Source organism: Psychrobacter sp. APC 3281 (assembly GCF_030407815.1).
Taxonomy (GTDB): Bacteria; Pseudomonadota; Gammaproteobacteria; order Pseudomonadales; family Moraxellaceae; genus Psychrobacter.
Genome location: NZ_JASDCS010000002.1, coordinates 1 through 13498, shown reverse-complemented (window position 1 = coordinate 13498; position 13498 = coordinate 1). Strand labels below are relative to the sequence as shown.

Annotated in this window: 10 protein-coding genes; 3 read left to right on the top strand and 7 right to left on the bottom strand. The window is 43.7% G+C overall.

Annotated elements, in window-relative coordinates:
* Window positions 1–7: 7 nt before the first annotated feature.
* Complete coding sequence (locus QL886_RS02005) at window positions 8–442, bottom strand: hypothetical protein (RefSeq protein ID WP_290177478.1); 435 nt, start codon at window positions 440–442, stop codon at window positions 8–10.
* Between the two features lie 101 nt (window positions 443–543).
* On the bottom strand, window positions 544–1905 hold the full coding sequence (locus tag QL886_RS02000; protein ID WP_101205176.1) for a Na+/H+ antiporter NhaC family protein: 1362 nt from the start codon (window positions 1903–1905) through the stop codon (window positions 544–546).
* Between the two features lie 448 nt (window positions 1906–2353).
* On the opposite strand from QL886_RS02000, the gene lon reads away from it, so the two are divergent.
* The gene (lon, locus tag QL886_RS01995) at window positions 2354–4957 is read left to right on the top strand and encodes an endopeptidase La (protein ID WP_290177477.1); all 2604 of its coding nucleotides are present in this window, start codon (window positions 2354–2356) and stop codon (window positions 4955–4957) included.
* A 360-nt stretch (window positions 4958–5317) separates the two neighbouring features.
* Entirely contained in the window at window positions 5318–5875 is a 558-nt protein-coding gene (locus QL886_RS01990; RefSeq protein ID WP_290177476.1) for a superoxide dismutase family protein, read from the top strand.
* 224 nt (window positions 5876–6099) lie between these two features.
* On the opposite strand, the gene topA is transcribed toward QL886_RS01990, so the two are convergent.
* Window positions 6100–8766 (bottom strand): type I DNA topoisomerase, encoded by a 2667-nt coding sequence (gene topA / locus QL886_RS01985; RefSeq protein WP_290177475.1) that lies wholly within the window; start codon window positions 8764–8766, stop codon window positions 6100–6102.
* A gap of 283 nt (window positions 8767–9049) precedes the next feature.
* Window positions 9050–9646 carry a hypothetical protein gene (locus tag QL886_RS01980; RefSeq protein WP_290177474.1) on the bottom strand — a complete coding sequence of 199 codons (597 nt, stop codon included), beginning with the start codon at window positions 9644–9646 and terminating at the stop codon, window positions 9050–9052.
* Window positions 9647–10002: 356 nt separating this feature from the next.
* Between QL886_RS01980 and QL886_RS01975 the strand changes: the two genes are divergently transcribed.
* Window positions 10003–10542, top strand: coding sequence for a DUF2799 domain-containing protein (locus QL886_RS01975; RefSeq protein WP_290177473.1), 540 nt, complete (start codon window positions 10003–10005; stop codon window positions 10540–10542).
* A gap of 225 nt (window positions 10543–10767) precedes the next feature.
* On the opposite strand, the gene QL886_RS01970 is transcribed toward QL886_RS01975, so the two are convergent.
* From QL886_RS01970 to QL886_RS01960, 3 genes are all read right to left on the bottom strand, one after another.
* Window positions 10768–11169 carry a biopolymer transporter ExbD gene (locus QL886_RS01970; RefSeq protein ID WP_025651314.1) on the bottom strand — a complete coding sequence of 134 codons (402 nt, stop codon included), beginning with the start codon at window positions 11167–11169 and terminating at the stop codon, window positions 10768–10770.
* 156 nt (window positions 11170–11325) lie between these two features.
* Entirely contained in the window at window positions 11326–12015 is a 690-nt protein-coding gene (locus QL886_RS01965; RefSeq protein WP_290177472.1) for a MotA/TolQ/ExbB proton channel family protein, read from the bottom strand.
* 108 nt (window positions 12016–12123) lie between these two features.
* Window positions 12124–13083, bottom strand: coding sequence for an energy transducer TonB (locus QL886_RS01960; RefSeq protein ID WP_290177471.1), 960 nt, complete (start codon window positions 13081–13083; stop codon window positions 12124–12126).
* Between the last annotated feature and the right edge of the window lie 415 nt (window positions 13084–13498).

Genomic DNA, 13498 nt, shown 5'->3' with positions numbered 1-13498 from the left:
ATTCATGTTATACCCCTACAAACTCAATAGTTGTGTTGTCTCTAGTCATGTCTTCAAGTAAAAAAACTTCTGCATTTTCAATAATATAAAATAACTGGTTAACAACTTCTCTTTGGTCTTCATCGGTTGGTTTGTTAATGTTGTCATGAAAACTCAATGTTACGGAATAGGGACGACTACCTCTTATATCTACATTTACAATAAAATCCTTATTCAAAAACACGTACGTTAAGGAAGATATCGAGCCTTGTACCCCATAAAAGATAGCCTCTTCTGTATTAAAGATATAGTAGGCTTCTTCAAAATTTTCAGATGGAGTGGTATCTTGTACTTTCTCTTCAAGAATCCTTAGAAGTGTCTCTGCTCTTTTCGGATTCAAATGCTTTCTGTCATTGATTATATTCTCAAGCTGCGTCGCGCTCATGTGTTCTTTGAACTGCATTATTTCATCCTTTTTTATGTGCTATGTTCTATTCCCACCTTAAAGCAAAAAAGCCATCTATACGATGGCTTTTTATAAAACTATATTTTAGCTAAAGCAACCTACAACACCATCGCTGCAATCCAACCAAAGGCCAGTAGCGGAATATTGTAATGTAAGAAAGTCGGTATCACACTATCTTTGATATGGTCATGCTGTCCATCGATATTTAGACCAGAGGTTGGCCCCAATGTCGAGTCTGACGCAGGCGAACCCGCATCACCCAGCGCGCCAGCCGTACCGATAATCGCCACAGTAGCCAATGGCGAAAACCCTAACGAGATACATAGCGGTACATAAATCGCGGCCAAAATAGGAATGGTAGAAAATGAAGAACCAATGCCCATGGTCACAATCAAACCAATCAATAGCATGATAAATGCCGCCATCGCTTTATTACCGGCGAACAGTGACGCTGCCCCATCGACCAATGGCTGAATCTGCTCAGTCGCTTTCATTACTTCAGCAAAGCCTTGCGCGGTAATCATAATAAAGCCAATCATCGCCATCAGTTTAATACCGTCATTAAAGACGCCATCAGCATCACGCCACTTCACCACGCCGGTCGCCATAAACACACCAAAGCCAAACATCGAGCCAAGTAGTAGCGAGTCAGTATATAACTGCACCACAAAAGCAGTCACGATAGCAGCCAGTGCAACCAGTGTCTTCAGCTTGCTTTGCGACTGTGCACCAGCAGCAGTTTTGCTTAATGCATCACCTTCTACGACGGCATCATGCGCTTGCTGATCTATCGCAATCTGCTGATATGCGCGTGGCTTACGGTAGCTGATAAATACGGCAACCAGCAAACCAATTAGCATACCCAACGCAGGAATTGCCATGGCTTGTACCACAGAAATATTGGCAACATCGATACCCGCTTCACCCACGTTTTTTAGCATAATCTGATTGAGGTAGATGTCACCAAAGCCATAAGGAATAAACATATAGGTGGTGACCAGTCCAAACGTAATCAGACAAGCAATCAGGCGTCTATCAATCTGCATGCGATTAAATGCTAACAATAGTGGCGGTACCAGTAATGGAATGAAGGCAATATGAATAGGGATTAAGTTTTGGCTAAAACAGCTCATGGTAATGAGGCCTGCAAACAGCATATACTTAATCATGCCACTCGTGCCCGCAGCATCAATACGCTTGATAACCGCGCCTGCCAATGACTGCGGCAAGCCCGAATGAGCAATCGCTACCGCAAACGCCCCAAGCAGTGCATACGACAGCGCAATCTCTGCGCCATTACGGATGCCTTCTTGAAAAGCATTGAGCGTATCAGTAATACCAAGCCCTGCTAGCAGTCCACCTGCCAGCGCTCCGATTAATAAACTGAGCACCACGTGCACTCGCGAAAGTGACAGTCCTAGCATGATAATAACTGCTAGCAATACTGCATTGATGGCCATGTGTTGCCCCTTGTTCTTTATACTTTGGTCTTATTGAGACCTATGAATATTGAAACTAATGAATATCGCCCTGTTGTCTAAAACGTTTCAATGTGAGAGCCTGTTTTAGACGCGCGCCAGTTTACCTTATTTTGGGTATAAAGCCTACGCATAGAACCGATTAGGCATCAATACGGACAGCCAAACGTTACCTATGCATCTACACCTTCTTCTATGATTTCTGACTGTTTTTATCATTCATTGACCAGCCACACTATTGACGATACATCATTACCGACACATCGTTGATAACATCGATAACATTGTTTACTGGGCGCTCAGACAACTATTTAACAAAGATAAGCAGACGACTTCACCATTCAGCCTTGCAATTTTTTTCGTGAGCACCATTTATCTAAACATGAACCACGAACTTGACTTTACAAGTCTGGGGAACGAGGAAAAACATATGAGTGAACATAATATTGATAAAGACAACATCGACATCGATGTATCATCTGCCCTGAACACTGACACGACGTCTGATGCAAATACTGACACTGACGCTAACATCAGTGCTGATGCGAACAATGAGACAGAAAGCGCATCTACGGATGCGTTAAATGCCTCATCCAACACTGTCAAAGACAATGAAGATGAAAGCTATCTGCCACTACTGGCATTACGCGATGTCGTCGTCTATCCACACATGCAGATTGCATTGTTTGTGGGACGTGCGCCATCGGTGAAAGCGGTTGAGCTGGCACAAGCTGAGTATGGCAACAAAGTACTGGTAGTCGCGCAAAAAGACTCACTGACCGAAGATATTGATCAAGATAACTTGTATCAGTACGGTACGGTGTGCCGCATCGTCAGCACCATGCCCCATGATAGCGATGAGAACTGCATTAAAGTATTGATCGAAGGTCAATACCGCGCTCGTGTTGATAATATAGAAGGCCATGACGATTTATTGATGGCGAGATTTGAACGTGCCGATCTCGATGTCAGCATGGATGAGAGTCAACAGAAAAATACCATTCAAGCATTAACTACATTATTCGAAAGCTATGCAGATGCGCGACTTCGCAATGCACGTGAGCTGACTCGTGTGGCCAAACGTATTGACGACTTGCTTGAGTTGGTTTATTTCATCTCGACTCGTGTATCGATGGACCTTGATATTAAACAGTCTTTCCTAGAAGAAGACGATATCAAAACACATATCAATACCTTGACTGAATATCTAGTCAAGCAAAGTGCTGAGCAAAACATCGAGCAGGATATCCAAGATGCTGTCCGTCAGCAAATGGAAGACAATCAGCGCGAATATTTCTTAAATGAAAAGATGAAAGCCATCAAAAATGAGCTGTCAGATATGAATGACGGCGCGTTCGATGGTGAAGATGATGTGGCAGAGCTAGAGCAGCGTTTAGAAGATGCTGACCTGCCAGAAGACGTGCGCAAAAAAGCTGAGCAAGAGTTCAAAAAGCTCAAAATGATGCCACCTGCGTCAAGTGAGTCATCAGTAGTACGCAACTATATTGAATGGATTTTGGACACACCGTGGAATGCGACGACCAAAGTATCTATCAATCTAGACAAAGCTAAGACGGTATTAGACGAAGACCATTACGGTCTACAAGATGTAAAAGACCGCATCTTAGAATATCTCGCCGTGCAATCACGCGTGAAAAAGCTTCGTGGCCCGATTCTATGTCTTGTCGGTCCTCCGGGTGTCGGTAAAACCTCATTGGGTGAATCAATTGCCCGTGCCACTGGTCGTAAGTTTGTGCGTATGGCGCTTGGTGGCGTACGTGATGAAGCAGAGATTCGTGGTCATCGCCGTACCTATATCGGTGCGATGCCAGGTAAAATCGTTCAGTCACTTGCAAAAGTAGAAGTCAAAAACCCGCTGTTTTTATTGGATGAAATCGATAAGATGGCGCAAGACTTCCGCGGTGATCCAGCATCAGCGTTGCTTGAAGTATTGGATCCATCACAGAACGATACGTTCAACGACCATTATTTAGATATGGACTTAGATCTGTCGCAAGTAATGTTTATCTGTACTGCTAATAGTATGGATATTCCGCCTGCGCTGCTTGACCGTATGGAAGTCATTCGTTTGCCGGGTTATACCGAAGAAGAAAAGGTCAATATCGCACAAAAATACCTAGTGCCAAAAGCGATTAAGCAAAACGGTCTCAAAGAAGGTGAGATTGAGATTGTTGAAGCAGCATTGCATAGCATCGTGCGTAGCTATACACGTGAAGCAGGTGTGCGTAACCTTGAGCGTGAAGTGAACAAGATCTGCCGTAAAGTGGTTCGCGGTTCGGTTGAAAATCATGGCGCGCGTGCTCCGAAAAAAGCAGAACGTCAGCTAGTGACAGTCGATGACAAAAACATTGATGACTATCTAGGTGTGCATCAGTATGACTACGGTCTGGCTGAAGAAGAGCCTGAGATTGGTCGTATTACTGGTCTTGCATGGACTCAAGTCGGTGGTGAGCTATTGACCATCGAAGCGGTCGGCATGAAAGGGAAAGGCGAGCTTAGCTTTACCGGTTCACTTGGCGATGTGATGAAAGAGTCAATTCGCGCAGCCATGAGCGTGGTTCGTGCTCGCGGTGATAGCTTAGGTATTGATTACGAGACGTTTAAAACAACAGACGTCCACGTGCATATGCCAGAAGGTGCCACGCCAAAAGACGGCCCATCAGCTGGTGGTGCACTGACGACAGCGCTAGTCTCTGCGTTGACAGGTATTGCTATTCGTCCAGATATTGCGATGACAGGTGAGATTACCTTACGCGGTAAAATCCTACGTATCGGCGGTCTCAAAGAGAAATTGCTGGCGGCACATCGCGGTGGTATCAAGCACGTCTTGATCCCAGCGACTAATGAGCGAGATTTGGCTGATATTCCTGATAACGTGAAAGAAGGCCTAACCATTCAGCCAGTTGCCACGATTGAGGAAATCTTAAAGGTTGCTTTGGTGAGTATGCCAACACCAATCAAACCTGCCAAAGTGACCGTTGATAAAACCTCTGGTAAAGCACTGCATAATTAATTGAACCTTTATTAAACTCGTCCTATAGATTAGGAAGCCGCTTATCACAATGATGGGCGGCTTTTTTGTACCTGCTTGTTATTCATTTGCTCGTAGTTCATAGCCTTCTTAGTAGGTTTCTCACGCATTTAAAGCCATTTAATTTCAAAATTATTTATGCTATTTCGTTTTTCAAACCCATACGATACTTACATTTATTAACTGATTGTTGCGCATTTGATGAATAACTATAGAGTTAGCTTGGCTATACTGACTCCGATGTTAACGAATATTGCTACCGATTTTTATAGAACAATAACGATAGATATTCATGACTTTAATGAATATTAAAAATAACAACTCAAACGATTGGAGATAATAATGAACAAGACATTACTTGCAAGTACCCTATTATGCGGTTCAGCGTTAGCAATAACTGGTTGCCAAACGGTAGAAAGCCAAATGCAAACAGGCAATCCTTTAGCACAGCCAACGCTAAAATCAACCATACAAACAGTAGATGGCAAGAAGAAAGAAGTTGGTCAAGTTTTCTTACGTCCAGTCGATGGCGGCGTCCAAGTTTACGGTAAACTTACTAACCTACAGCCAGGCAGAACTGTCTCATTACATATCCACGAAACAGGCAGCTGTGACGTCATGGGTAAAGCAGCAGGTGGTCACTTCAACCCAGACAACAAGCCACACTCTAATCCAGATGACATGAATGGTCATGCTGGTGACTTGCCAAACTTAACTGCTAATGAAAATGGTGTTGCTACTATTAACTATGTGAACAAGAAAATCGCAGCGACTGAAGCAGGTAAATATAGCGTAAATCGTTTGGCCTTTATCGTACATGCTGGCGTTGACGACTATACCAGTCAGCCTTCAGGTAATGCAGGCGATCGTATTGGTTGCGGTATTATCGTAAAAAACTAATGCTGTCCAAACCTATTAATTTAGGTTAATTCTATAAATATAGAAATAGCTTAGAAGAAATATTACAAGCACAAAAAAACCCTCTTAAATTATAAGAGGGTTTTTTATTGGAAGTAACCATTAGGTTTGTTGAAGCCAATAAAAGAAAGACCAATGCAAATTGTACCTGTAGTACATTGAATGAGTCTGACGCTATAAAAGCACTATATTGGATTTAACAATAGTTACTCCTCTACCCATTCACCTTTACGCCAGTAAACCCCCCAACGCGTGGCCTTGCCGTTTTTCTCAGAGCCGATATACTGCTCTTTTTTCTTACGTGACCAGCGCAAGATAGTTGGGTTACCTTCAGGATCTTCATCTGGCCCTGCAAACAGATACTGGAACTTGTCTTCCATTTTATCTTTAATTTCTCGTAGCTCAGCCAGCTTTGGCGGACGTGTTTCGCGCACTTTCGGGAACTTAGACGCTGCTAAGAACATCCCAGCCGCCCCTTCACGCAAAATGAAATAATCATCATGCTTGGTCGACTTTAGCTCTGGCAGATGGATTGGATCCATACGCGGCGGCGCTGCTTCACCTGTTTTTAGTACCTTGCGCGTATTATCACAGTTCTGGCAAGCAAAGTACGGACCAAAGCGTCCTGTTTTAAGCTCCATCTGCCCATCGCACTTGTTACAGTCAATAGTTGGTGCATCTGAGCCAGGTACTTCAAACTTACCTTCTTCTAGGATATAACCATCGCAATCAGGGTTGTTACCGCAAATGTGTAGTTTGAGGCCACCATCTACGATGTAACCATTCATCGCCGTGCCACATTTCGGACAGCGTTTTTTCTCCATCAAATCTTTAACTTCTGCCGCTTCGTCATCACCTTCCGCATCATCTAGATTGGCGAATGCTTCGACTGGCATTAGATTTTTGGTACCTTTACAGCGCTCTTTTGGCGGCAAGTTATAGCCAGTACAACCTAAAAACACACCTGTTGACCCTGTACGCAATTGCATCGGACGATCGCAAATATCGCAATGGACATCTGGTACATCGGTCGGATCGTTTGGACGCATACCGTCTTTTTCTTTGGCACGCTCTAGAGTCGTTTTGAACTCACCATAGAAGTTATCAAGCACATCTTTCCAGTCTTGATCACCCTCTGCCACATGATCGAGCTTGTCCTCTAACGCAGCGGTAAAGGTATAATCCATCAAATCTGGGAAGCTAGCTGTCAATCTATCGGTAACGATATCACCCATTTTTTCGGCAAACAGACGCTTATTCTCAAGCTTCACATAGCCGCGATCTTGAATGGTTGAGATAATTGAGGCATACGTCGATGGACGACCGATGCCTTTTTTCTCAAGCTCTTTTACTAGACTGGCTTCTGTATAGCGAGGCGCAGGCTTAGTAAAGTGTTGGCTCGGATCTAGCTTATCTAGGTTTAACTTATCGCCTTTTTTGACATCAGGCAGCAAGGTGTCATCAGTCTTGGCCGGTGGCATAACTCTTGTATAGCCATCAAACACCATGGTACGACCGCGCGCTTTTAACTCGATATCATCTGCGCCTACAAACAGGTTCACTGACAGATATTTGGCAGGTAACATCTGACACGCCACAAACTGACGCCAGATTAGCTCGTATAGACGTATTGCATCACGCTCAACACCTTTGAGCTGTGTTGATTTCATATTAACATTAGAAGGACGAATCGCTTCATGCGCCTCTTGTGCGCCTTGTTTATTGCCATAGAAATTTGGTTTTTCTGGCACATATTTTGCGCCATAGCTATCTTCGATATGACCACGGACAGCAGCAAGCGCATCGCCTGATAAGAATGTCGAATCGGTACGCATATAAGTAATATGACCCGCTTCGTATAGACGCTGCGCTAAGATCATGGTTTTCTTAACAGAGAATCCTAAGCGCGTGCTAGCAGCCTGTTGCAAGGTCGAAGTAATAAACGGTGCGCTTGGGCGTGATTGCGTTGGTTTCTCTTCACGCTCTTTGACGATAAAATCGCTTGCTTTGAGCACCTCTAACACTTTATCGGTCTGCTCTTTATTACCAAGTTTTAAAGTTTTGCCACCTTGTTTGGTCGCCTCTAAGCGGATACCGATTTGCTCAGCGTCTGAGGTTTTTTTAGGATTGCCATCAGCGATATGCGTATCAGCATGAATCTGCCAGTACTCTTCTGGAATGAACGCGCGAATCTCATGCTCACGCTCGACGACCAAGCGCATAGCGACTGACTGTACACGACCTGCCGACAGTCCTCGGGCAATCTTTTGCCATAATAGTGGCGATACCATAAAACCAACAACACGGTCCAAGAATCGACGCGCTTGTTGCGCATTCACGCGGTCAATGTCTAATTTTGAAGGCTGTTTAAACGCACTTTGGATAGCTGACTTGGTAATTTCGTTGAAGACCACACGTTGATACTTATTATCAGGGCCACCGATGACTTCTTTTAGATGCCAAGCAATCGCTTCCCCTTCTCTATCCATATCCGTTGCTAGATAGATTTTGTCAGCGTCTTTAGCTAAGGCTTTAAGCTCTTTGATGACTTTGGTTTTGTTTGGTAGTACTTCATAGACTGCCGCCCAGTCATGCTCTGGATCTACACCCATGCGGCGTACCAGTGCTTGCTGCGCTTTCTCTTCTTTGGTCAGAGTGTCATCTTTTTTAGCGGTTGTTGCTTTCTTTGCGCTTTTGCTCGCACTGACCGGCAAATCACGGACGTGACCGATACTTGAGCGTACGATAAAGTCATCACCAAGGTATTTATTAATCGTTTTTGCCTTGGCTGGTGATTCTACAATCACCAAAGACTTACCCTTTGGGCTGTCAGCAGCTGGTGCTGGACTTTTTTTGGTTGTGGTTTTTGCCATGTTTGACGACACCATAATATAAGTAAATTAAAAGTAAGGTTAAATTCAGCAGCACGGCAATTTATGGAAGCTGATACTCACGGTTTGACCATGGTTCAGCTATTTATAGTAATAATCGCTGCTGATAAAAAAGGTTATAAAACAAATAATAACCATAAAATAAAGATATAGTTATAAAGACGTTACACTGCTAAGCGTTAAACTGTCAACTTTAAATAATTTGAATATGACAAACCGCTTGCATATTGCCCTTTAATGGAGACGAAAAAACGCTTTACTAGGTTTATGCTTGTTTTTGCATCTGTAGCGCCCATTTCTCAAGGTTTTCTTTGAGCACTAATAAGTCCGCTTCGATCCGTTTTTGATGATACGTAGGATTAGATGCTGGACGTACATAAGCAATATCTTCCCAATAAATAATAATGCTATTGGCCTTGGTCAATAGACCTTTAACAAACGGTTCGATACTTACTGGCAGCTCTAACGGCACTTGATCCAAGCTAAAATCAGTCTTTTTGACTACTGGATTATTGCTAATTTGACTAGAACGAATCGCACTGGGAATAGTAAGCGTCTTATCATCTGTACTGGTATCGACAAAACTGCTTTCTGGTCGCCACTGCCCATCAATCACTTGATAACGGGTATGCGGCAGTTTAGTGTCTTCAAATATCAGGCAGTACTGCCCAAGCATACCGCGGCCATACTCATTGTCACGGCCTTTGATCCAATCAGGGCACGAAACGAGCTTTGGATTGAGCTGTAAACGACGCGCGGTCATACGCAGCTTATCCAAACGCTGATCGATACCGTTCGGTTTGAGCGCCATCATACTCCCTAATACGAATAGTACAATGATAACGCCAATCAATGTTCCCATGATGGTCTGGCCTTTTGACTAAATGAAAAAGATACTAAGAGATATAGCGATAAATATCGCTAATGAACCGTTATTTATACATAGTACATATAGATTTGCGATTAGCACGATAACAAACAACGATATATAAGGGCTTATAATGAGCACGAACCATTAAAAATCAAGCGTTGTCGTCCAATCGCGGTGCAACGAGTACTTTTAAAGCATATGACAATTTAGCAAGTTACACTATTAAATCAGCTATTTAGCGTATATAAACTTACTGATCACAGCACGCTATAAAAACCAGATACGAAAATGGTCAGCTCAAAAAAGTGCTATGATAAACCATAATTTTAAACGCGCGCAGGTTTATTATGAATTATCTTATTGAGTCAAACTCATCGGGCGCTTATCACGCTCGCAAGCTGATGAATAAAGTCATGAGCAAAACAGGCATGAGCCTATCGCTACTTGGCGCGGTCGTACTAACATTATCGGGCTGTGCCACGACTCGAAGCCTAACCCCGCAGCAGTGTCAAAGCAGCAACTGGCAAGAAGTCGGCTACGCTGATGGCTCGCAAGGACGTTCAGGTGCTTACTTTGGTCACTATACCAATAGCTGCGCCAGTATAGGCGGTGCTAGTCCTAACCGTATCCAATGGGAACAAGGCCGTCAACAAGGTCTCAAAAACTACTGTACCGAGCTGAATGCTTATAAGCTCGGTCGCGAAGGCTATGACTGGCAACCTGTCTGTCCGTTAGAAGGTATTGAGAAGTTAGAAGAAGCTTACTCTCAAGGGCGCTACTATTATATTCGTCAGCGCGATCTCGACTACTTACGCTCACCTTACCCATTTGGCTACAGACATGCAGGCTTCGGTTACGGCTATCGTCCGTTTGGCTATGGCTGGTAAAAAAAGAAAACCTCACTAACGACTTAATTTGAGGTTTAAGTAGTTAATGAGGTTGGAGAAAATTTTATTATTTTAATTGTTTTTATTATAGCGGTGCTGGTTGTCTTACTGGTCGGGCTATTGATTTATCTAGCCAGTTTTCTAATATGAAGCCGAAGCTACTAGCACTGACTCACAGTGCTTAAACTATTCAATGCTTAATTTCTTAAAGATTTAGCTACTAAGCTACTCATTCACAAATGCGATTTTGGTCAGTCCAGCGTTACTTGCCGCTGCCAAGACTTGAGCGACCGTATCGTACTTGCCTTCTTTATCTGCACGTAACTGTACCGCTGGATTCTTACCAGTCGCGCCTTGTTGCTGCAAGCGTGTCTCTAACTCTTCCATGCTGATTGGGTCACTATCCCAGAATATCCCCGCGTCTTTATCAATGCTGACTTGAATCGCTTCTGGCGGCGTTTCATTGAGCGCGGCACTAGTCTCTGGCAAATCTAAAGGCACTGTCGGATTCAACACGGTCGCTGTCAATAAAAATATAATCATCAATACCAGCATGATATCGATAAGCGGAATGAGGTTCATCTCATCCATGCTTCGTACGTCATCATCACCCAATTGAAATGCCATAGTTACTCTCAATGCTTTTGGTTATTTTCACACAGCCAAGCCGCTTTTTGACGGTTTGTCGACTTGTCGTTTGAGCCTTTACAGACCTAGCTCTTGCAGCCTTAATGTTTACGGACCTAACGTTTACAAAATCAGTATCTGTAGAACTAGTACTATCTATAGCTGCTTTGGCACAGAATTACTGTAGTTGCTGGTATGCTGAGTCTCGCTCGTCGTTGAACGACTGCTTGGTGCAGCATGCACTTGTGAGGCACTAGTAGCATGGCTCGCAGTTACCTTGGTAGTATCCACAAGACCCGTTGATTGCGCCAATAAATCATGGGCTCTGTCATTGGCTTGATACATTATGCGGCGATTGATACGTACTGCAAGGTTATAAAACACCACGGCTGGAATCGCTACTGCAATACCAAGACCTGTCATAATCAGTGCTTCACCGACTGGCCCTGCAACTTGCCCCAATCCTGCCTGACCACTCATACCGATGTTGTGTAATGCATGGAAAATACCCCATACCGTACCAAACAAGCCGATGAACGGTGCAATCGCTGCCGTCGTACCAAGAATCGGCAGACCACGCTCACTAGCAAAACGATAGCGACCGATATGCTTGAGCAAAGTCTGCTCAGTTACCAAACGGCGAGTGGCAGCATCAGAACCAGCCAAGTCAGACTGTCTGGCTTGTAATTGCTGACTCAAATCATCTGCTACATTGGTCGCCAGTTTGCGGCTTTGCAATACGCGGACGATACCTGTCACCCAAGAGAGAATAGATAACGCAAGCAACAAAAAGAACAACGTTTTTGTCACCATGTCGCTGATCTGCCAGTATTGCATAAAGTCCATGTCAGACTCCTTAATGTGTAATGCCATTACATGATACTGAGGTAAATATCATGTTTAGTTTTATAATGAAAAATGATCAATAAATACGTTGTTATAAAGTATGAGCTATCAAGGAACCGCGTAACTGATCGGTAGGGTCACATCACCTACCACGGGTACGCCATTCTTAGTAAAGGGTTTGAACTTGCCAGATCGCACTTGACGTCTGGCTTCTTTATCTACTAGCGGATTACCTGATGATTGAGCAACTCGCACGTTATCGATACCGCCTTGCTTGTTGACTCGTAATACCAAGACAACGTTGAGCGTATCACCAGAACGGGCTCTACGTGCAGCGCGCTCAGGAAAACTAAAGTTTGGCGCAGATGCCCAGTTGGCTGAGCTAGCAGTGAAGCTCACAGGCTCATTACTCTGTGCTAAAGCAGCTGCTGCTTCCGCCTCAGCTCTTGCTTGTGCAGCGGCGGCCTCTGCGGCAGCCTTCGCTTGAGCGGCAGCTTTGGCATCAGCGACTCTTTTGGCTTCTTGCTCTGCCCTAGCTTGCGCCTCTTGCTCAGATTTTCTGGCTTGACGCTCTGATTCAGCTTGGGCAGCTGCTTTGCGCTGTGCTTCAGCTGCTGAATTATCAATCTTTGGTTTCGGTAGCGGCTCTTTTGGGGCTACTTTTTGACTGGTATCAGGACGAGGCTTTTCTGACGCTATCACAGGCGTCACTTTCGGCTCTATATTTTTTACAACAGGCTCTTTTGGTTTTACTGGTGTCTCTGTTGGTTGTTTAACCGCCTCTTTAGGCGTTGGTTCAGGTTGCGGCGCTGGCTGAACTTGTACCTCAGGCGGTACTTCTTTTTTTGCTGTGACTGTTTGTTTTTCTACTTCAGTTGAGACCGTTTTTGCCGGTAATGACACAAACTTTATCTCAAGTGGTGACATCTCTTTTTTTGGCTCAGGTTTGAGTTCAGGCGTTTTTATTGCCACTAGTGCAATTGCGGCAAGCACATGGAGTCCTAGTACTGCAACAATAGCTAGCAATAACGACTTAAGTGGTGGCGCGTCTAAATCCGTTGAACTCATAACAGCCTAATGTTTATTACTCAGAGTAGAATGGCGTAGATAATAATGCAAACGATAATTATTATCAATAATAATTTACAATATTTTCGCTATTTAATACATCTCTGACACTTGATATTGCTTAGTAGTTTTACCTCTCAGAACGCTCATTTCTATGAACCTTCCCTACTTCTCAATTTCACTACTATGAAACTTATATTTTTATCAAATGAGACGTTGCCTTTAATATAGCAAGTACTGTTAATAAAAACCATTATCATTTATATTGATAATGAGTCTCAACTACTTTATTATAACGTCTGCCTTGTCTACTCATACTATTTTATAAAAACTATTCGTATAAAAAATTAGTGAGTGGTACTAGGGCGTGTCCTCATTTTAAAAATGGTGATAAAAATGAGATAAATTGCCGTCA